The following is a 19,522-nucleotide window of genomic DNA, read 5'->3' as shown; positions in this document are numbered from 1 at the left end:
CGTGCTCCGCCAGCACAGCGGCATCCCGCGAACACCCACCCGCGGTCCGGACCGACTAGCCTCCGTCGGTCACGGTGCCTCCGGCCAGGCATCACCGGCAGCGGTTGGGTACGGCGGGCGAGGGTGCGTGACCAATCGGTTCCCCCGCATATCTCGGTCACGCACTCTCGCCCAGCCAGCTTTCCCGCACATAGCGGAGCTGGCGGGTGGGAGCCGCGCCCATCAACTCCTCGCGTTCGCGGCCGTCGGGCCGCCAGCCGCCCCGCTCGTAGAAGCGCCGGGCGTGCGCGTTGCCCTCGAGCACCCACAGCACGGCCCGCCGCCAGCCGTTGCGGTCGATCGTGGCCAGCGCGTCGCTCATCAGCCGCCGGCCGAACCCGCGCCCCTGCGCCGCCGGGTCGAGGTGGATCGCGTACAGCTGACCGACGCCGGCCTCGTGCTCCTCCTCCGGGCCGACGTAGCTGAAGCCGACCAGTCGACCGTCGCTTTCCGCAACCGTCAGGCGGTGCGTTTCCGCCTCGTACGCGAATCGTTCTCGCCACCACGCCGCCAACGATTCCGGCGCGAGCCCCCGGAGCCCCGCAATCGGCACGAAGTCGCGATAGGCGGCAATCCGGGAGTCGTAGTGGAGAGCGCCAATGGCGTCGATGTCGGTCGCCTGTGCGAGCCGTAGCGATAGCGTCACGGAAATGGCTCCATAACGGCTGTCAGCCGATTGTCTGATCGGTTCGAAGTCGGTCGTCCGTACGGATCGCTATTTTGCCGGAGAATCTGGTCCAGAAAGGGTTCGACCCCCGAGGCATACCGTGCGCGCACGGGCCGGTGGACTGGGCCGGCACCTCGGGGGTCGGGTGGCTGCTTGAGTTTCGCCGCGCCGCTGCCACACGGTCTCGACGAACGGAAACTGTCAAGGACAGCGGCTAGCGGGCAGCCACCTCACGAGTCCCAGTGCTATACAAAGCTGGACCACCTCCTTTCCCGTGTATGGCCACGCTATCCACGCGACGAGGTGCGCAGCAACGGTTTTTTCTGGGTCATATGCCACTTTTAGCGCAGGAATAAAGATCAAATGTGAGCAGTAACCGCGGGTAGCGGCGTGAGTGGCCGGCGTTGGGGGACGGTCCGGGCCGCGGTCGAGGGGGGATAGGACAACGTGATGGGTAAGCACGCGGCCCGCTCCGGGGTCGTCCGCTGGACCGTGCTCACCTTCCTGCTGTTCGGCTTGCCGGCCCTGGTCGCCGCCGGGATCGTCGTCGTCCGCAGCGACGGCTGGTCGGCGCTCTCGGGCGGTGGGTCACCGTGCGGCAAGAAGCTGAAGGTGGTCACCGCCTCGTCGTTCGCGCCGGTGCTGACCGCGATGGCGCCGAAGCTGGCCGACGGCGACGAGTGCGTCCGGATGGACATCGTCATCGCCGACGGCCGCGCCGCCCCCGACACGGTCCGGCAGACCGGCGCCGACCTGTGGATCCCCGACGACACGTCGTGGGTGGGCACGGCGCCGACGCTCGACCTGGCCCGGCTCGGCCCGGAGAACACCATCGGCACCGGCGGGGCGGGCACCGTCGTCGCCGACAGCCCGATCTACATGGTCACCGACGGGGCGACCGCCGCGAAGCTGCGCTCCGCCGGCGACTCGTGGCTCGCGCTGGCCACCCTGCTCGACACCGACGCGACCGTGAAGATGGTGATCCGCGAGCCCGGCACGTCCGGCGACGGCATGGTCGGTGCGGGTTCGATGGCCGAGACCGTCTGGGACCAGGCGGGCATGGACGCGTCGGCCCAGGTGCTGTCCCGGGCCTACGCGAAGTCCCGCACGATTCGCGGCGGCGGCATCGCGCTGCCCGAGAACCCGGGCGAGGTCGGGCTGATCCCGGAGTACGCGCTGGTCCCGCAGCTGGGCAAGCTCCGCAAGGACGGTGCGGTGCTGGCCGGCAAGGACTGGCGGGTGGCGCTGCGCTACACCTGGTTCCCGACCAACGCCGCACTGGCCGACGAGGAGCGGGCCGCCGGGCTCAGCCGGCTGCTCGACGCGCTCGCCGGGCCCGAGGGCGTCGACGCGATCGCCGCGGCCGGGTTGCGCACCGCGCGCTCCGGCGAGCCCGAGGAGCCACCGCCGGGCGCCGAGCAGCTGCCGTTGCTGGCCGCCGAGATGATGCCGTTCCTCGGCGCGCACCACGTCGACCACGTGCTGGCCACCTGGTACTCCGAGGACCGGCAGACCGACCTCCTGGTGGTGGTCGACGTGTCGGGCTCCATGAACGACCCCGCGCCGGGCTCCAACCGTTCGCTGATGGAGCTCGTCGCCGACGGATGCCAGGAACTGGAGAACCTGCTCCCCGACGACAGCCGGCTCGGCCTCTGGGAGTTCGGGGTGCAGCTCGACCCGCCGCGGGACTACCGCGAGGTGCTGCCGGCGGAGTCGCTGACCCCGTCGCACCGGGAGCGGACGCTCGAGGCCTGCAAGCAGCTGACGACCCGTTCCGGCGGTACGGGGCTCTACGAGACGATCCTCGCCGCGTACAAGAGCGCGCAGGACAACGCCCGTAAGGACGTACCCAATCGGGTATTGATCTTCACCGACGGGCGCAACGAGGACAGCGACTCGAAGCTGGACCTGCCGGCCCTGAGCGCCGAGCTCAAGGCGGCCCACGACGACGAGCGCCCGGTGAGCCTCAGCGTGGTCGTCTTCGGTGACGGCGAAGAGACGAAGGACTCGTCGGCGGCGCTCGAGAAGGCGCTCGAGCCGGCCGACGGCTACGTCGACACGCTGGCCAACGCCAACGAGGTGTCCGCGGTCTTCATCCACGTCGCGGCCGGCGGCCTGCACGGCTGATTCCCGGGCGGTCCCGGTCGCCAGAAAATTCTGGCACCTCTGCGAGAGCGCTCTCTTGACACGACGTTCGTCTATCTGACAGGTTTCCAGATAGTTACGCCCGTCTCTTTCTCTTGCGCTGATGAGGTGATCGTCGTGCTCCGTCCCCGCACCTTGATCGCCGCGGCGGCGAGCGCCCTCCTGGTGGCAACGGCTTTGACCGTGCCGCTCGCCGGGCCCGCCAGTGCGGCTCCAGCACCCGGCCCGCTGGTCTGGTCCGACGAGTTCAACGGACCGGCCGGCAGCGCCGTCGACTCGTCGAAGTGGCGCTTCGACATCGGCGGCAGCGGCTGGGGCAACAACGAGCAGCAGTACTACACGAACAGCACGCGCAACGCCGCCATGGACGGCGCCGGCAACCTGGTGATCACCGCCCGGCGGGAGAACCCGTCCAACTTCCAGTGTCACTACGGCACGTGCCAGTACACGTCGGCCCGGATCCTGACCAACGGCACCTTCAGCCGCACGTACGGCCGGTTCGAGGCCCGTATGAAGATCCCGCGCGGTCAGGGCATCTGGCCGGCGTTCTGGATGCTCGGCGCCCCGGTCAACTGGCCCACCAGCGGCGAGATCGACATCATGGAGAACATCGGCCGTGAGCCCAACACGGTGCACGGCACGATCCACGGCCCGGGCTACTCGGGTGGCGAGGGCATCGGCGCCGGCTACACGATCGGCGGGGCGTTCGCCGACGCGTTCCACACCTTCGCCGTCGACTGGTCGCCCAACCTGATCATCTGGTACGTGGACGGCAACGAGTACCAGCGCCGCACCCCGGCCGACCTCGGCGGCGACCGCTGGGTCTTCGACCACAACTTCTTCATGATCCTCAACGTCGCGGTCGGCGGCCTCTGGCCCGGCTACCCCGACGGTTCGACGCAGTTCCCGCAGTCGCTGACGGTCGACTACGTCCGCGTCTACGAGGTCCCGGGCGGCGGCGGCCCGACCAACCCGCCACCGACCGGCGGCAACCGGATCACCGGCTACGGCGGGAAGTGCGTCGACGTGTCGGGCGCCAACTCCGCCAACGGCACCGCGGTGCAGCTCTGGGACTGCAACGGCACCAACGCGCAGAACTGGACCTGGAACTCCGACGGCTCCGTGCGGGCGCTCGGCAAGTGCCTCGACGTGCCGAGCGGCTCCACGGCCAACGGCGCCAAGCTGCAGATCTGGGACTGCAACGGCAGCGGGGCACAGCGCTGGACGCTCAACAGCGCCGGTGAGATCCGCAACCCCCAGTCCAACAAGTGCATGGACGCCACCGGGGTGAGCTCGGCCAACGGCACCCGGCTGCAGATCTGGGACTGCACCGGCGGTGCCAACCAGAAGTGGTCGCGCAGCTAGATCCGCTGCCCGCCCGACCGCTTCGGACGAAGGGGCCCATTTCCGTCCTGGGTGGGCCCCTTCGTTCTGTCCTTCCTCCTCGTTCGTCGCACCCGGTCCGACCTCGCCGTCGCGGGTAAGGCTCGCGATGGTCGCGGTGTTACACATGGCGGAACGAGAGGAGTACCACCGTGTTCCTGCGTCGAATGAAGAACGACCTGCCAGCGCCGGGTGCGGCGCTTCCGGGCCGCCCGCTCGGGATGCCGGTCGCCGACCAGCACGTCGTGCTCGGCACGCCGATGACCGGGCCGTGGCCCGCGGGCGCGCAGGTCGCCGTCTTCGGCATGGGCTGTTTCTGGGGCGCCGAGCGCCTGTTCTGGACGCTGCCGGGCGTGATCTCGACGGCGGCCGGCTACGCGGGCGGCCAGACGCCCAACCCCACCTACGAAGAGGTCTGCTCCGGCGGCACCGGCCACACCGAGGTGGTCCAGGTGGTCTACGACCCGAGTCGGATCGCGTACGAGGACCTGCTCAAGGTCTTCTGGGAGAACCACGACCCGACCCAGGGCATGCGCCAGGGCAACGACGTCGGCACCCAGTACCGCTCGGCGATCTATGTGACGACGGACGAGCAGTTGGCCGCGGCCCAGTCGTCCCGGGACGCCTTCAACCCGATCGTCCGAGGGACGGGCCGCGGCGACATCACGACGGAGATCGGCAAGCTCACCGATTTCTACTACGCCGAGGACTACCACCAGCAGTACCTGTCGGACTCGAAGAACCCGTACGGCTACTGCAACCACGGGCCCAACGGCATGACCTGCCCGGTGGGCGTGGCGAGGACGGCGTAACCCTTCCATGCCTGGCGCGGGTCCCTGGATCCGCGCCAGACTCGCCTTCGACTGGACAGCGGAGAAGGTGCTCCATACTGATCCGCCATGGACCTTGACGACTATCAGCGCGCCGCCCTGCGTACTGCCGCTCCTCGTGACAAGAAGAACGAACTGCTCCACCTGGTCCTCGGCCTGGTCGGCGAGTCCGGTGAGGTCGCCGAGAAGTTCAAGAAGTGGGTTCGAGACCTCGACAGCGAGGAGTCGCGGATCGACCGGGTCGACATCGCCAAGGAACTCGGTGATGTGCTCTGGTATCTGGCGGTGCTCGCCGACTATCTCGATCTTTCGCTGGACGACATCGCGACCGGCAATCTAGCCAAGCTGGCAAGTCGCCAGAGCCGTGGTCTGTTGGGTGGCAGCGGCGACAACCGCTGACCAACGAGGGGGAGAGCACCGCATCGTCCGCCAGGGTCGAAGAACCCGTACGGCTACTGCAACCACGGCCCCAACGGCATGACCTGCCCGGTGGGCGTGGCCAGGACGGCGTAGCCGCCGCCATTGGCCTGGCGCGGGTTCGAGGATCCGCGCCAGGCGCATTGAGCGTGCCGCTCCGGATCATCCGCGCCATTCAAGGTCATCGTCGCCGACGAAGGCCAGGCCCGTTGTCTCACCGGACTCGCCTTCGATCTCGACCTCGTAGCCGTCAGCGAAGACGTCGACGATCGTTGCTGTAGTCCCGGCCGGGAACCCTTCAAGGTCGTGGAGGAAGCGGACGATGGTGAAGGGCGGCCATCGTCCAACGAGGTGTTCATTGGTCGGCGCCACTCGATCGACAACGGTGGCTGACCCGATGATCCGGTTTCCATCCCTCATCCGCAGGACGTCTCCCGACTCAACGTGAACCCAGCGATTGGGGTAGATCGGGACGACCAGCACCATGCTGGCCCCACCTGGACTGATCGACGAGGAGCCCTCGGGCAGGACGATCGCGTCGTTGTCCGGCCGCTGACCGTCGGCCCTGTTGCCGATGTTCCACGCGACCCGCCAACCGGCGAAGACCGGGTGCCGGCGACCGCCAACGGCAGGATCGACGAGGCTCAGCCTTGCCCGCAGGCACCCGAACCGAGAAATCGAGTTCCTGGCCTCCGCGACAGCGCCTTGAGACCACGTGGGCAAGTCGGCGTCGTTCAGCACCGCTCCATGGTGCACCGGGCCGGGCGGGTGGGCGCTCGCGGAGGAGGTGGTGCGTGTCAAGGTTGGTCATGGCGTTGCTGACCGAGTCGGAATACCGGGCGACCATGGACCCGCACCCGGTGGAGGTGGGGCCGGACGAGGCGCCGCCGTTCGACTTCTGGGACTACTTCGAGTCGATTCCGCAGGACGACTGCGACGGCCACGACTTCTCGTCCGGCACGGTCTCCTACGCCTGGACGATGCCGGCGACGGACTGCCAGCACGTCCTCATCCGATGCGAGACCGCCAACGTGTTCCTCGTGCTGATCCTCGACCTCGAGCGCGATCAGGTCCTCGGCCACTACCTGCTCGACCTCGGAAATCTCTACGGCCTGACCTAAGCACTGCCGCGGGGCACCGGATCCGGTCCGGAGCTGTCACACTGAGCCATGGAGGTGTGACACATGTCTACCGAAGCCACGCGCTTCGCCGGTCGGCCCGGGCATCCGGCCCACCGGGAGTCGCTCGATGAGCAGGCTCGACGTCGCGGGATCGTTCCGGTCGCCGAGGTCGCTGACATGGCCAACTTCGACATCTTCGACACCGACGCCGAACTAGCTGCCTTCCTAGGGCACGTATACGCGGAGCGCCACGCCAACCTGGTGTGACCGTGCGCTACGTCGTCCTCGACACTGACGTCGCTTCGCATGTCTTTCGTGGCAAGCTCGATGGCCGGCTCGCCGGCCGGTTGACGGCGTCCGCTTGGTGTCTGACGTTTGTGACCGTCGGCGAGCTGACTCAATGGGCCGCGATGCGCGATTGGAGCCCACGCAATCTCGGCGCGCTGGAAGCCTTCATGTCCCGCTGCCTCACGATTGACGGGACGTGGGAGACCGCCCGCACCTGGGGTCGCCTGTCGGCCGCCGGCAGGCGTCGTGGTCGGATGCATCCGATCAACGACGCCTGGATCGCGGCTTCGTGTCTGACCGAAGGTCTTCCGCTCGCCACGTTGAACACCAAGGACTACGCCGACTTCGCCGAACACCACGGGTTGGCGCTCGTTTAGCGAAGTTCCTGGGCCAGGCCGACGATGATGCCTTCCGGGCCGCGGACGTAGCAGAGCAGGTAGAGGTCTTCGAACCGCTCCACCGTGCCCACCAGGTCGGCGCCGTGTCGGCGTAGGCGGGCGATCGTGTCCTCGACGTCGTCCACCGCGAACATGATCCTTCGGATCCCCAGCGTGTTCGCCGGCGCGTCCACCGGCGTGGAGCGGACTGCCGACGGCTCGTGGAACATCGCCAGTTCCACCTTGCCCTGGCCGTCCGGGGTGCGGAGCATCGCGACCTCTTGCCGCACGTCGTCGATGCCGATGACGCGTTCCACCCACTGGCCCTCGGCCGGGCCGCGGCCCTCCAGCTCCATCCCCAGCGCGACAAAGAAGGCGATCACGGCGTCCAGGTCCGAGACCACGATCAAGACGTTGTCCATGCGCCGGACAGCCACGGTGCTACCCCCGCCAGCTGTGCTGCGGCGAATAGCCGAGCACCCGCCGCGCCTTCTCGATCGACAGGAAAGTCCCGTGCGACCCGACGTCCCGGGTGATCGGGATGGAAGGGAAGACCTGCGCCGCCAGGTCGGCCGACTTCTGCGGCATCACCGTGTCCGCGTTGGCGATCACGAAGATGTCCATCCCCGTCGCGTCGAGCTCCAGCGACAGCCGCACCGCCTGGGCGCCGTCGCGGGCGTCGATGTAGGACCAGGCGTTCCAGCTCCGCAGCACCGGATCGTCCGCATAGGACGGAAACGCCGCGTAGTCCGCCGGCTCCATCACGTTCGAGAAGCGCAGGCCGATCATCTTCAAGCCCGGGTTCCAGCGGCAGAACTGCGCCGCCATCTGCTCTTCGAGATGCTTCGCCAGGGCGTACGACGACTGGGGCCGCGCCGGATATTCCTCGTCGACCGGCAGGTACGGCGGCGGCACCTCGCCGAACGGCAGGCCCAGCAGGGTCTCGCTGCTCGCCCACACCACATTGGTGATGCCGGCGGCGCGGGCGGCGGCGAAGACGTGGTGCGTCGCCGTGATGTTGTGGGTGAACGTGGCCGCGTTGCCGGTCAGGCCCGGCGCCGGGATCGCGGCCAGGTGGACGACCGCGTCGACCGCCGCATAGCGGTCCTCGATCCCGGCCAGCGCCTCGACGACCTGCCCATAATCACCGAGATCAATCCGCGTGTACGGCGCCACCGGGTCGGGTGACGGCGTCCGGTCGATGTTGTGCACCTCGTAGCCGTGCGCGACGAGATCGCGCACCACCGCCCGCCCCAACTTGCCGCTGCCGCCCGTGACGACGACTCGAGTGGTCATCAGCAGAAACTACAGCGCCGCACCGATCCGCTTCGCGTAGTCCTGCGCCTCCTCGTCGGACGCGTACTTGGTCCGCGGCCAGAAGAATCCCCGCAAACCGTCACCCTTGGTGCGCGGAACGACGTGCGTGTGCAGATGCGGCACCGACTGCGAGACCCGGTTGTTGATGGCGACGAACGAGCCGCCGGCGCCGAGCGCGGACTGCACGGCCCGGTCGACCTCCTGCACAAACCCGAAATATCCGGGCAAAGCCAAGCCCGGCAAATCAGACAAAACCACGAGATGCGTACGCGGCACCACCAGCGTGTGGCCTTTGAACACCGGCCGGGTATCCAGGAACGCGACACAGTCGGCGGTCGAGCCGACCACGAACGCGGGCACCTCGCCCGCCACGATGCCACAGAACACGCAGTCCGCCACCGAGGAAGACTAGCCTCCATCCAATGACCTACGGTTTCGAGACGCTCGCCATCCACGCCGGCCAGGACCCGGAGGCGCGGACCGGGTCGGTCGTGCCACCGATCTTCCAGACCAGCACGTACGCCCAGGACGGGGTCGGACAGCCCCGCGAGGGTTACGAATACAGCCGCTCCGGCAACCCCACCCGCGACGCCCTGCAGGAGGCCCTGCGCGCGCTGGAGGGCGGCCGCCGCGGCCTGGCGTTCGCGAGCGGACTCGCCGCCGAGGACACCCTGCTGCGCACCGTCTGCCAGCCGGGCGACCACGTGGTGATCCCCGACGACGCGTACGGCGGCACGTTCCGGCTCTTCGCCAGGGTGGCCGAGCGCTGGGGGCTGACCTGGACGGCGGCCAGCATCCACCACATCGACACGATGCGGGCCGCGATCCGGCCGGGGCAGACCAAGGTCATCTGGATCGAGACCCCGTCGAACCCGCTGCTGGGCATCAACGACATCGCCGCCACCGCCGCCCTCGCGCGGGACGCCGGCGCGCTGCTGGTCGTCGACAACACGTTCGCGTCGCCCTACCTTCAGCAGCCGCTGAGCCTGGGCGCCGACGTGGTGGTGCACTCGACCACGAAATACATCGGCGGCCACTCCGACGTCGTCGGCGGCGCGCTGATCGTCGGCGACGACGAGCTCGGTGAGCGGCTCGCGTACCACCAGAACGCGATGGGTTCGGTCAACGGCCCGTTCGACGCCTGGCTGACGCTGCGGGGCATCCGGACCCTCGGCGTACGGATGGATCGGCACTGTGACAACGCCGAGCGGGTCGTGGAGTACCTGCGCAACCATCAGGCCGTGTCGGAGGTGCTCTACCCGGGCCTGCCGACGCACGCGGGGCACGAGACCGCGGCCAAGCAGATGCGCCGGTTCGGTGGCATGGTGTCGTTCCGGGCGGCGGGCGGCGAGGAGGCGGCGGTACGCATCTGCGAGCGCACCGAGCTGTTCATCCTGGCCGAGTCGCTGGGCGGCGTGGAGTCGCTGATCGAGCACCCGGGCCGGATGACGCACGCCAGCGCGGCCGGCTCGCCGCTCGAGGTGCCCGCCGATCTCGTGCGCCTGTCTGTCGGCATCGAGACGGCCGACGATCTGCTGGCCGACCTGGAGCGCGCGCTCGGCTGACCTATTGAGACACTGCGGTGTCCACAGCGGCCCGATGGGGAGGGTGGCCCGTGTCTGAGAGTGTCCCGAGCTGGGTCGGCGCGACCGCGCGCCAGATCGCCCGCGCCGTGCGGCGCGGTGACACCACCGCGACCCGGGTGGTCGCCGACCACCTCGACCACATCGCCACCGCCGACCCGGTGCTGTCCGCGTTCCGGACCGTCCGGGCCGGCGCGGCGATCGTCGAGGCGGAAGAGGTCGACGTCCTGGAGGACCTGTCGAGCCTGCCGCTGGCGGGTGTGCCGATCGCGATCAAGGAGAACACCGCGATCGCGGGCGCGCCGATCTGGAACGGGTCGGCCGCCGCCAGCACGCCGGTCGCGGCCGAGGACCACGAGGTGGTCCGCCGGTTGCGCGGCGCGGGCGCCGTCGCGGTCGGCATCACCCGCATGCCGGAGCTCGGGCTGTGGGCCATGACCGACGACGAGACCGCGGTGACCCGCAACCCGTGGCGCACCGACCGCACGCCGGGCGGCTCCTCGGGCGGCTCGGCCGCCGCGGTCGCCAGCGGCATGGTGCCGGTCGCGCACGGCAACGACGGCCTCGGCTCGATCCGCATCCCGGCGGCCTGCTGTGGCCTGGTCGGGCTCAAGCCGGGCCTCGACGTGGTGCCCCGCGAGCTCGGCGCCGACGGCTGGTGGGGGCTCACGGAGCACGGCGTGCTGGCGACCAGCGTGGCCGACGCGGCGCTGGTGTTCGCGGTGCTCGCCGGCCGCAACCCCGACAAGCTGGTCGAGCCGGCCCGGCTGCGGTTCGCGGTGTCGACCCGGTCGCCGGTGGCCGGCATCCGCCCGGACGCGCCCAACCGCGAGGCCGTCGCGACGGCGTCCAAGCTGCTGATCGGTGCCGGGCACGACGTGGCCGCGATCGACCCCGTCTACCCGGTGTCGCTCGGCCTGAAGGGCATGGCGCACTGGTTCGCGGCGGCCGCCAGTGACGCCGAGTTCGACGCTCTCGACCGGGGCGCGCTGCAGCCGCGCACCCGGCGGCAGGCGGCGCTCGGCGACTGGGCCAACCGCCGCGGCTACGTCCGCCAGGACGACCGCGACGCCTGGCGCCAGCGCTCGATCGACTTCTTCACCGACCACGGTGTCGACGTGCTCGTCACGCCGGCCCTGGCCGGGGCGCCGCCGGCCGCCGACCAGTGGTCGGCCCGGTCGTGGCGGACCAACCTGCTGACCAGCCTGCGGTACGCGCCGTACGCCGCGCCGTGGAACCTCGCCGGCCTGCCGTCGCTGGTCGTGCCGGTCGGGATGCGCCCCGACGGCCTGCCGCTGGGTGTGCAGCTGGTCGGCCCGCCCGGCAGCGAGCTGCTGCTGCTCGCGATCGCCGGGCAGTTCGAGATGGCCGCGCCCTGGCCACGGCACGCCCGCTCGTGGCCGCGAGTCGCCGACCCGGCCGGCACCCCCTGATCGGCGTCGACATCGAGCCATCCGGTTGATCTCCGCTCCCGGCGCGGACCGCAGAATCATGCGGTTCAAGATCACGGGGAGCGGCGATGAACCAGTTCGTCTACGAGGGACACAAGACCTACCGGGTACGCGGCATCGGCGTGGCCGCGGTGGCCGTCGTCTGCCTGGCCGCGCTGGCCTACCTGGCCAACCTGGCGCTGTACTGGGCCATCACGATCACCGGCCGGGCCGCAAACGGTGACGTCGACCAGCTCGACACGACGATCTCGTTGGAGAACCTGCTCCCGTACGCCGGCCTCGGTGTCGGGTTGGCCCAGATCGTCGCCGTGGTGCTGACAATGATCTGGCTGTGGCGGGCCCGCAAGAACCTGGACGCGTTCCCCGACACCCAACCGGTGCTGAGCCCGGGCTGGGCGATCGGCGGCTGGTTCCTGCCGATCGCGAACCTGGTCGTGCCGGGCCGGATGGTCGCCAACGTGGCGCGCCAGAGCGTGCGCGAGGGCTGGGTCAGCGCGGTCGCCGTGATCTGGTGGGTGGCGCTGGTGCTGGCGACGGTCGCCGACCGGCTGGCCGGCGTGGTGCAGCCGTCCCAGACCGACGACGTGGTGATCGCGGTGATGGACAACTACCTCACCATCTCGATCATCCTGACGGTCTCGGTGGGGGCGGCGGTGATCGCCGCGGTCGCGTTCGCCGTCGCCGTCCCGCGCATCTCGGGGGCCCAGGAGGAACGCATCCACCGCGGTTGGTACGAGGAGCAGAACCGCACGGCGGTCGGCGCGTGAATGAGTTCGTAGTGCCGGGGCCCCGCACGTACCGGGTGCGGGCGTTCGGGCTGGCCGCGGTGGTGCTGGTGGGCCTGGCCGCCCTCCTGTACGTGCTCTCGGCAGTCCTCGACTGGGTCTACGCGATCAGCATCGCCGGCGTGGTCATCCCGGACAAGATGGCGACGTCGGTGCGGCTCGGCCAGGCCGAGCTGGGCGTGATGGTGGCGAGCCTGCTCGTCCAACCGGCCGCGCTGGTGTTGACGATCATCTGGCTGTGGCGGGCTCGGAAGAACCTCGACGCTTTTCCTGACCCACCGTCGACGATGGGCGCGGGCTGGGCGGTCGGCGGCTGGTTCGTACCGATCGCCAATGTGGCCATTCCCGGCCGGATCATGCGCACTGTCGCCCGCGAGAGCACCGGTGACCGCCGGGTCACCGCCGCCGCCATCACCTGGTGGGCCGCGCTGGTCCTGATGGTGCTCGTCCCGCGCTTGACCGGCGTGTTCGTGCCGACGTCGGTCAGCCCGGACGCCACCCTGCCGGAGCTGGTCGACCTGGTAGCCGACCATCACCGCACGGTGGCGATCGTCATGACGGTGGCCGCCGCAGCCGCTCTGCTGGCCGCGCTCGCGTTCGGCTACGCCGTGCCCCGGATCTCCGCGGCGCAGGAAGATCGGGTGACGGGTGTCTCAGGGTCACCCGGCGCGCCCGGCGGCGTGGGAAGTGCGACCATCGGGGCATGACGGACCTTGTCGGGCTGGCCGACGTCGAGGCGGCGCGTGAGTTGCTCGCCGGCGTCGTGCGCACCACGCCGCTGGAACCCTCCCGCCCATTGAGCGCCCGGCTCGGCGGTCCGGCCTGGCTGAAGTGCGAGAACCTGCAGCGCGCCGGTTCCTACAAGGTGCGCGGGGCGTACGTGCGGATCGCCCGGCTCAGCGACGCGGAGCGTGCCCGCGGCGTGGTGGCGGCCAGCGCCGGCAACCACGCGCAGGGTGTCGCGTTGGCCGCGGAGATGCTCGGGGCCAGCGCCACCGTCTTCATGCCCGTCGGGGCGCCGCTGCCCAAGGTCGCGGCCACCAAGGGCTACGGGGCCGCGATCGAGCTGGTCGGCGCCACCGTCGACGAGTCGCTGGTGGCGGCCAAGGAGTTCGCCGATCGTACGGGCGCCGTGTTCATCCATCCCTTCGACCACCACGACGTGATCGCCGGGCAGGGCACGGTCGCGCTGGAGATCCTCGAGCAGTGCCCCCAGGTCCGCACGATCGTCACCGGGGTCGGTGGCGGCGGGCTGGTCTCCGGCATCGCGGTCGCGGCCAAGGCGCTCAACCCGCACCTGCGGGTGATCGGCGTGCAGGCCGCGGCGGCCGCCGCCTTCCCGCCCTCCCTCGTCGCGGGCGCGCCGACCCGGCTCGAGAACTACTCGACGATCGCCGACGGCATCGCGGTCGGTTGCCCCGGCGACATCACCTTCGCGCACGTCGAGAAGCTGGTCGACGAGATCGTCACCGTGACCGAGGAAGACATCTCGCGCGCGCTGCTGATGCTGCTCGAACGCGGCAAGCTGGTCGTTGAGCCGGCCGGCGCGGTCGGGGTGGCCGCCCTGCTGGCCGGGGTGGTCGAGGCAGAGCCGCCGACCGTCGCGGTGCTCTCCGGCGGCAACATCGACCCGCTGCTGCTGATGCGCGTGATCGAGCACGGCCTCGCGGCGGCGGGCCGGTTCCTGCGGGTCACGGTGCGTTGCGCCGACCGGCCCGGCTCGCTGGCCAACCTGCTCACGCAGATCGCCGACCAGCACGCCAACGTGGTCGACGTCGTGCACCAGCGGCAGAACCCGCACCTGCGGCTCGGCGAGGTCGAGGTGGCGCTGTCGGTCGAGACGCGCGGCTCGGAGCACTCCGACCAGGTGGTCGGGGCGCTGCGGGCGAGCGGTTACGTCGTCTCGTTCGCCTGATGCCGCACGGGTCCGCACCCGCCAGGCGGATGCGGACCCGGTTGCGCGAACTCAGCCCTCGAAGGGCGCGAACTTGACCACGGTGACCTTGATGTCGGCGCCGCTGGGGGCCGTGTAGGTCACGGTGTCACCGTTGTGCGCCCCGAGGATCGCCTTGCCGAGCGCGGACTCGGGGCTGTAGACGGTCAGGTCGGTGGTCGCGGAGATCTCACGCGAACCGAGCAGGAACGTCTCGGTGTCGTCGGCGTCGTCGTCGAAGTGGATCGTCACGACGGTGCCCGGGGCGACGGCGTCGGCCTTGGGGGCGTCGCCGACCTGCGCGGTGCGCAGCAGCTCCTTGAGGTAGCTGATCCGGTGCTCCTGCTTGCCCTGCTCCTCGCGCGCGGCGTGGTAGCCACCGTTCTCGCGCAGGTCGCCTTCCTCGCGGCGGGCGTTGATCTCGGCGGCGATCACCGGGCGGGCCGCGATCAGCTCGTCGAGTTCCGCCTGGAGCCGGTCATGCGCGTCCTGGGACAACCAGGTGACGGGAGTCCCGCGGTCGGTCGTGGACACAGACGATCTCCTTGGGTGGCGGGTGACAAGTACGAACTTCCAACTTACCAGCGATGTACAGCTGGGTGTCGTGCCCGAAACACCCGTTTATGCCACCGGTACGCAGCGCAGGACTTCTCCGACGAATGGCCTTGCCGACGTGACCAGGCGCTGGGTGACCGCTGTAGTCCCGTCGCCGGGCCGGTCACGGACGACGATCTCCTGCTTGCCGACATCCGCGCCGTCGCGGGACCGCGCCCGCAGCAGGCAGGAGGCCTGTCCACCCTCTGGGATCGTCACGCGGAACCGCAGCGTCAGGCCCGAGTCGTCGATCTCCGTGTAGTTGACGACCTGGGCGTCGTACGCCGGGTCGCCGTAGTTTTTGTAGAGCCGCACCGCCACCAGCGCGCCGACGACGACGGTGACCAGGGCGAGACCGGCGACCAGCCACGGGCGGCGGCGCTGGGGCTCCCGCCGGCGGCCGTAGCGACCGGGCGGGAACACCGGCGCGGCCGGTGTGGTTGCTGTCGGCAGCGGACCAGCCGAGGTGGCTGATGTCGGCGTCTCGGTCACGGGGAGCACCTCTGCAGTCGGTCCCGACGAAATCTTGTCGGTGCGATCGGCCAGAATGGCAGGGTTCCATCCTCGCAGCCGAGGATGACCAGGTCCGAGGCAGGGACGAGTGGGGGAGCAGTCCGTGGCAGAGCAGTTGCGTCTGATGGCCGTGCACGCACATCCGGACGACGAGTCGAGCAAGGGTGCGGCGAGCGCCGCGCGCTATGTCGCCGAGGGTGTCGACGTGCTGGTCGCGACCTGCACGGGCGGTGAGCGCGGCAGCGTGCTCAACCCCAAGCTCGACCGACCCGACGTGTGGGAGAACATCGCCGAGATCCGCCGCGCCGAGATGGACGCGGCCCGGGCGATCCTCGGGGTCAGGCAGGCCTGGCTGGGCTTCGTCGACTCCGGCCTGCCCGAGGGCGACCCGCTGCCGCCGCTGCCCGAAGGCTGCTTCGCGCTGCAGCCGCTCGAGGTGGCCACGGCGCCGCTGGTGAAGTTGATGCGGGAGTTCCGTCCGCACGTCGTGACGACCTACGACGAGAACGGCGGCTACCCGCACCCCGACCACATCATGTGTCACAAGGTCAGCGTGGCGGCGTTCGAGGCCGCCGGCGACCCGGAGCGCTACCGCGACCTGGGCGAGCCGTGGCAGCCGCTCAAGCTCTACTACAACATCGGCTGGAGCCGGGGTCGCCTGCTCGCCACCCACGAGGCGCTGCTGGCCGCCGGCCTGGAGTCGCCCTACACCGAGTGGCTCGAGAAGTGGGACGAGCGCGAGGACAAGGGCGACCGGGTCACCACCCGGGTCGAGTGCGGCGACTACTTCGAGGTCCGCGACGACGCCCTGCGCGCCCACGCTACCCAGGTCGACCCCGACGGCGGCTGGTTCCAGGTGCCGCTCGACATCCAGCGCAAGGTCTGGCCGACCGAGGACTTCGAGTTGGTCAAGTCGCTGGTCGACAGCCCGGTGCCCGAGTCCGACCTGTTCGCGGGCGTTCGGGAGGCGGTGCGCGCCCGCTGAGCGGGCGAGCGTAGCGTGGGGTGGTTCCCCCGGGTGTGAAGGAGTGTGCCGCCATGCTGACGGTCGTCGACGTGCTCGCGGTCAACAACTTCGGTGACACCCGGGAGGGCGGTCTGGCCGGCCCCATGGGACTGCTCCTGATCATTCTGTTGGGCACCGCCACCGTGTTGTTGATCCGCAACATGAACAGCCGCCTCCGGCGGCTGCCCGAGCGGTTCCCCGCGCCCGACGAGAGTGTCGTGGATCCGACCACGACGAAATCTGTCGCAGCGAAACCATCTGAGGAGAATGACCGATCCTGACCAGCACTGGATTCGTTCCAGACTGGGCAATCCGGTGTTGACCAGGCACGACGACTCCCATTGAGGGCCAAACCAGACGTCTGCCCCCTGTTGCGCCCTCAATCTTTGGCTTAGCCTTCCGCCGTGGGCACCCACGTGGGTTCCCCGTGGCGTGCGCGGAAGGGGGCGCCGATGACCATCGCCGGCCGCTCCCGGCGCGACCTGTCCTTTGGCGATCATCGCGCAGGTCCCGTCCACGGTCCCGTGGGTGGGAGTCGACGATGAGTTCGTTGCGCACCGGCCTGGGTCGCGTGGCCCGGGGCGCCGGCGCCGCGGAGGTGCCCGCCCGGGCGCACGCGTTCACCGCCCTCCTGGTCGTGCTCGCCGTGGTCGCCACCATGGTCGGGCTGCTCTGGCCGGCGCACATCCCGGCCGGCGACCCGCTGCCACCGATCGCCCGGTTCGGCATCGCGTGCGGCGTGATGGCCCTGGCTCAGCTCGCCAGCCTCCGACTACGCATCGGCTCCGGGCGACTATCCGTCACCTGGGGCGAGGCCGCGCTGATCATCGGCCTCTACGCCGCACCATCGGGCTGGTTGCCGGCCGCCACGTTCGCCGCCGCGCTCGCCGCCTGGCTCCTCCTCGCCACCTTCGCGAAGCTCCGCACACCCCTCGAGGTCGTGCACATCGCGGCCAGCCAGACCGTCGCCGTCGCCGCGGCCGTCACGGTCGCCTGCCGCCTCGCCGACCCGATCGGCGCGCCGCTCACCCCGCCGCTGGCCGGCGCCCTGGTCCTCGGCGCTCTCACCTATCTCCTGGTCGGCGCCCTGCTCGCCGTCTGCTACCTGCGGCTCGTCCACGGCGTTCCGGTCTTCGCCACCCTGGTCCGCGCGCTGCACGACAAGCTGCTGATGTTCATCGGCAACGTCGTCGTCGGCCTCGCCACCGTCGCGATGGTCGACTCTGACCCGCGCTGGCTCCTCCTGCTGCCGCCGGTGCTGTGGCTGCTCCAGCAGACCTATGGCCACCGGCTGCGGGCCGCCGACGAGCGCCGTGCCTGGGAGGAGTTCGCCGGCGCGACCAGCGCCCTCAAGAAGCTCGACGAGGACGAGGTGGCGGTGGCCGGCGTCGCCGGCGCGCTGCGGCTGCTGGTGGCCGAGCGCGTCGACCTCGACGTGGTGCGGATGAACGGCAGCTGGCGGCGCTACCACGCCGACGCCGACGGCGGCAACGGCGTTACCGACCTCGACGAGCGGCCCGCGACCGGCGGCGACGAGTCGACCCTGGTGCGCGAGCTCACCGTACGCGGCCAGCTCGTCGGCCAGATCCGGGTCGCGCTGCCGCGCCCCACGCTGCCGTCCGCCCGCGACGAGTTCGCGCTGCGCTCCTTCGGCGACACACTGGCCGTCGCCCTCCACGACGCCGTCACCCACCGCGCGTGGTCGCTGCTCCAGGAGCGATCGTCGTACGACGCCGTGCACGACGCCCAGACCGGCCTGCTCAACCGGGCCGCGGTCGTCGCGCAGGGTGACGCGGCCCTGCGCCGGCTCGGCCGCGACCACCCGGTGGCGCTGGTCGTCGTCGACATCGACCGGTTCCGCACGGTCAACGACACCCTCGGCCACGCCGCCGGTGACGAGCTCCTCGCCGCCACCGCCACCCGCATGAAGGCCCTGACCGGCCAGGGCGAGCTGCTCGGCCGGCTCGGCGGCGACCAGTTCGCGCTGCTGATCGCCGGCGCCGAGCGGATGACCACGTCACGGGCGCTGGACCGGGCCGCCGAGCTGATCGAAGCCGTCGCCGCCACCACCGAGGTGCAGGGCATCCAGCTCGCCGTCGAAGCCTCGGCCGGCGTCGTCGTCGCGGTGCCCGGCAGTGCCAACGTGGCCGAGCTGCTGCGCCGCGCCGACATCGCGCTCCGCCAGGCCAAGGAGGGCGGCGGCGGCAACACGGCCTGCTACGACCCGAGCCGCGACGAGAGCAGCACCGACCAGCTGACGCTGCTGTCCGAGCTGCGCGAGGCGCTGGAGGCCGAGGATCAGCTCGTGCTCGCGCTGCAGCCCGCGGTTGACCTGACCACCGGCGCGCCGACCGGCGTCGAGGCCCTCATCCGCTGGCGCCACCCCCGCCGGGGCGTCCTCAAGCCCGGTGACTTCGTCCGTGCCGCCGAGGAGAGCGACCTGCTCGGCGCGTTCACGCTGTACGTCATCGACCGCGCGCTGCGGGTCGCCGCCGACGTGGCCGCGCACGGCATGGACGTGCCGATCGCCGTGAACCTGTCGGCGCACAACCTGCTCGACCAGCACCTGCCCTCCGACGTCAACGAGCTCCTGCGCCGCCACGGCGTCAGCCCCGACCGGCTCGTCCTCGAGATCACCGAGACCGTCGTGATGAGCGACCAGGAAGTGATCGACGAGGTCCTGGCCGGGTTGCGCCAGCTGGGCGTCCGGATCGCGCTCGACGACTTCGGCACCGGCTACTCGTCGCTGGCCTTCCTCGCCCGGGTACCGGTCGACGAGGTCAAGGTCGACCGGTCCTTCGTGATGCGGATGGCCGAGTCACCCCAGGCGGCGGCGATCGTGCGGTTCACGATCGGGCTCGGGCAGGAGCTGGGGTTGCGGGTCGTCGCCGAGGGCGTCGAGACCGCCGCGCAGCGGGCGGCGCTGGAAAACCTCGGCTGCGGCGCGGCCCAGGGCTACCACTTCTTCAAGCCGATGCCGGCCGACAAGATCGTCGCGGTGTTGAGCCAGCTGACGGACTCGGCGCGGGCGCAGGTCTTTCCGCTGCGGGCCGACGGGTCGGCCTGAGCCGCG

The 19,522-nt window shown here is 70.5% G+C and carries 22 protein-coding genes and 1 pseudogene; 16 read left to right on the top strand and 7 right to left on the bottom strand.

The genetic code is table 11. The features are described 5' to 3' along the window. Nucleotides 1–157: 157 nt before the first annotated feature. Complete coding sequence (locus tag O7635_RS03890; RefSeq protein WP_278079028.1) at nucleotides 158–685, bottom strand: GNAT family N-acetyltransferase; 528 nt, start codon at nucleotides 683–685, stop codon at nucleotides 158–160. A 471-nt stretch (nucleotides 686–1,156) separates the two neighbouring features. Here O7635_RS03890 and O7635_RS03885 point away from each other — a divergent pair, with 471 nt between their 5' ends. The 5 genes and pseudogenes from O7635_RS03885 to O7635_RS03865 form a co-directional block, all read left to right on the top strand. After that, the gene (locus O7635_RS03885) at nucleotides 1,157–2,833 is read left to right on the top strand and encodes a VWA domain-containing protein (RefSeq protein ID WP_278079027.1); all 1,677 of its coding nucleotides are present in this window, start codon (nucleotides 1,157–1,159) and stop codon (nucleotides 2,831–2,833) included. 135 nt (nucleotides 2,834–2,968) lie between these two features. Next, complete coding sequence (locus tag O7635_RS03880; protein ID WP_278079026.1) at nucleotides 2,969–4,216, top strand: lectin; 1,248 nt, start codon at nucleotides 2,969–2,971, stop codon at nucleotides 4,214–4,216. Nucleotides 4,217–4,386: 170 nt separating this feature from the next. Further along, nucleotides 4,387–5,046: a peptide-methionine (S)-S-oxide reductase MsrA gene (msrA, locus tag O7635_RS03875; RefSeq protein WP_278079025.1), complete on the top strand. Its 660-nt coding sequence runs from the start codon at nucleotides 4,387–4,389 to the stop codon at nucleotides 5,044–5,046. Between the two features lie 87 nt (nucleotides 5,047–5,133). After that, nucleotides 5,134–5,463 carry a nucleoside triphosphate pyrophosphohydrolase family protein gene (locus O7635_RS03870; protein ID WP_278079024.1) on the top strand — a complete coding sequence of 110 codons (330 nt, stop codon included), beginning with the start codon at nucleotides 5,134–5,136 and terminating at the stop codon, nucleotides 5,461–5,463. Between the two features lie 30 nt (nucleotides 5,464–5,493). Continuing rightward, nucleotides 5,494–5,577: pseudogene (locus O7635_RS03865) on the top strand (peptide-methionine (S)-S-oxide reductase); the annotation flags it as partial. 66 nt (nucleotides 5,578–5,643) lie between these two features. Here the strand turns inward: O7635_RS03865 and O7635_RS03860 are convergent. Then, nucleotides 5,644–6,222, bottom strand: coding sequence for a hypothetical protein (locus tag O7635_RS03860; RefSeq protein WP_278079022.1), 579 nt, complete (start codon nucleotides 6,220–6,222; stop codon nucleotides 5,644–5,646). Between the two features lie 53 nt (nucleotides 6,223–6,275). Here O7635_RS03860 and O7635_RS03855 point away from each other — a divergent pair, with 53 nt between their 5' ends. The 3 genes from O7635_RS03855 (at nucleotide 6,276) to O7635_RS03845 (ending at nucleotide 7,267) form a co-directional block, all read left to right on the top strand. Continuing rightward, on the top strand, nucleotides 6,276–6,602 hold the full coding sequence (locus O7635_RS03855; protein ID WP_278079020.1) for a hypothetical protein: 327 nt from the start codon (nucleotides 6,276–6,278) through the stop codon (nucleotides 6,600–6,602). A 63-nt stretch (nucleotides 6,603–6,665) separates the two neighbouring features. Then, nucleotides 6,666–6,869 carry a hypothetical protein gene (locus O7635_RS03850; protein ID WP_278079019.1) on the top strand — a complete coding sequence of 68 codons (204 nt, stop codon included), beginning with the start codon at nucleotides 6,666–6,668 and terminating at the stop codon, nucleotides 6,867–6,869. Between the two features lie 2 nt (nucleotides 6,870–6,871). Next, nucleotides 6,872–7,267 (top strand): type II toxin-antitoxin system VapC family toxin, encoded by a 396-nt coding sequence (locus tag O7635_RS03845; RefSeq protein WP_278079018.1) that lies wholly within the window; start codon nucleotides 6,872–6,874, stop codon nucleotides 7,265–7,267. Here O7635_RS03845 and O7635_RS03840 read toward each other — a convergent pair. Genes O7635_RS03840 through O7635_RS03830 form a run of 3 tightly spaced genes read right to left on the bottom strand, consistent with a single transcriptional unit; the run spans nucleotide 7,264 to nucleotide 8,983 of the window. Further along, complete coding sequence (locus tag O7635_RS03840) at nucleotides 7,264–7,689, bottom strand: VOC family protein (protein WP_278079017.1); 426 nt, start codon at nucleotides 7,687–7,689, stop codon at nucleotides 7,264–7,266. The two genes, O7635_RS03845 and O7635_RS03840, sit on opposite strands and share 4 nt — an antisense overlap. Before the next feature lie 19 nt (nucleotides 7,690–7,708). Next, on the bottom strand, nucleotides 7,709–8,563 hold the full coding sequence (locus O7635_RS03835; RefSeq protein ID WP_278079016.1) for an NAD(P)-dependent oxidoreductase: 855 nt from the start codon (nucleotides 8,561–8,563) through the stop codon (nucleotides 7,709–7,711). 9 nt (nucleotides 8,564–8,572) lie between these two features. Continuing rightward, entirely contained in the window at nucleotides 8,573–8,983 is a 411-nt protein-coding gene (locus O7635_RS03830) for an HIT family protein (RefSeq protein WP_278079015.1), read from the bottom strand. 23 nt (nucleotides 8,984–9,006) lie between these two features. Here O7635_RS03830 and O7635_RS03825 point away from each other — a divergent pair, with 23 nt between their 5' ends. From O7635_RS03825 to ilvA, 5 genes are all read left to right on the top strand, one after another. Next, entirely contained in the window at nucleotides 9,007–10,149 is a 1,143-nt protein-coding gene (locus tag O7635_RS03825) for a cystathionine gamma-synthase (protein WP_278079014.1), read from the top strand. Nucleotides 10,150–10,199: 50 nt separating this feature from the next. Next, a complete protein-coding gene (locus tag O7635_RS03820; RefSeq protein WP_278079013.1) occupies nucleotides 10,200–11,600 on the top strand; it encodes an amidase family protein in 1,401 nt (466 codons plus the stop codon). A gap of 86 nt (nucleotides 11,601–11,686) precedes the next feature. Beyond that, the gene (locus O7635_RS03815) at nucleotides 11,687–12,385 is read left to right on the top strand and encodes a DUF4328 domain-containing protein (protein ID WP_278079012.1); all 699 of its coding nucleotides are present in this window, start codon (nucleotides 11,687–11,689) and stop codon (nucleotides 12,383–12,385) included. Continuing rightward, nucleotides 12,382–13,110, top strand: coding sequence for a DUF4328 domain-containing protein (locus O7635_RS03810; protein ID WP_278079011.1), 729 nt, complete (start codon nucleotides 12,382–12,384; stop codon nucleotides 13,108–13,110). The genes O7635_RS03815 and O7635_RS03810 overlap by 4 nt, the downstream gene beginning before the upstream one ends. Then, nucleotides 13,107–14,318: a threonine ammonia-lyase gene (ilvA, locus tag O7635_RS03805; protein ID WP_278079010.1), complete on the top strand. Its 1,212-nt coding sequence runs from the start codon at nucleotides 13,107–13,109 to the stop codon at nucleotides 14,316–14,318. Before O7635_RS03810 ends, ilvA begins: the two co-directional genes overlap by 4 nt. Nucleotides 14,319–14,369: 51 nt before the next feature. Here ilvA and greA read toward each other — a convergent pair whose 3' ends face one another. Both greA and O7635_RS03795 read right to left on the bottom strand, forming a co-directional pair. Beyond that, nucleotides 14,370–14,870 carry a transcription elongation factor GreA gene (gene greA / locus O7635_RS03800; RefSeq protein ID WP_278079009.1) on the bottom strand — a complete coding sequence of 167 codons (501 nt, stop codon included), beginning with the start codon at nucleotides 14,868–14,870 and terminating at the stop codon, nucleotides 14,370–14,372. An 87-nt stretch (nucleotides 14,871–14,957) separates the two neighbouring features. Then, nucleotides 14,958–15,383, bottom strand: a complete 426-nt coding sequence (locus tag O7635_RS03795) for a DUF4307 domain-containing protein (RefSeq protein ID WP_278085362.1) — start codon at nucleotides 15,381–15,383, stop codon at nucleotides 14,958–14,960. A gap of 163 nt (nucleotides 15,384–15,546) precedes the next feature. Between O7635_RS03795 and mca the strand changes: the two genes are divergently transcribed. From mca to O7635_RS03780, 3 genes are all read left to right on the top strand, one after another. Continuing rightward, nucleotides 15,547–16,428 (top strand): mycothiol conjugate amidase Mca, encoded by an 882-nt coding sequence (mca, locus tag O7635_RS03790; protein ID WP_278079008.1) that lies wholly within the window; start codon nucleotides 15,547–15,549, stop codon nucleotides 16,426–16,428. Nucleotides 16,429–16,481: 53 nt separating this feature from the next. Beyond that, nucleotides 16,482–16,730, top strand: a complete 249-nt coding sequence (locus O7635_RS03785) for a hypothetical protein (protein ID WP_278079007.1) — start codon at nucleotides 16,482–16,484, stop codon at nucleotides 16,728–16,730. A 260-nt stretch (nucleotides 16,731–16,990) separates the two neighbouring features. Continuing rightward, nucleotides 16,991–19,516, top strand: a complete 2,526-nt coding sequence (locus O7635_RS03780) for a bifunctional diguanylate cyclase/phosphodiesterase (RefSeq protein ID WP_278079006.1) — start codon at nucleotides 16,991–16,993, stop codon at nucleotides 19,514–19,516. The last annotated feature ends 6 nt before the right edge of the window (nucleotides 19,517–19,522 follow it).

Origin of the sequence: Asanoa sp. WMMD1127, from assembly GCF_029626225.1 — a bacterium.
GTDB lineage: Bacteria > Actinomycetota > Actinomycetes > Mycobacteriales > Micromonosporaceae > Asanoa.
This window is presented reverse-complemented; position numbering and strand designations above follow the sequence as displayed.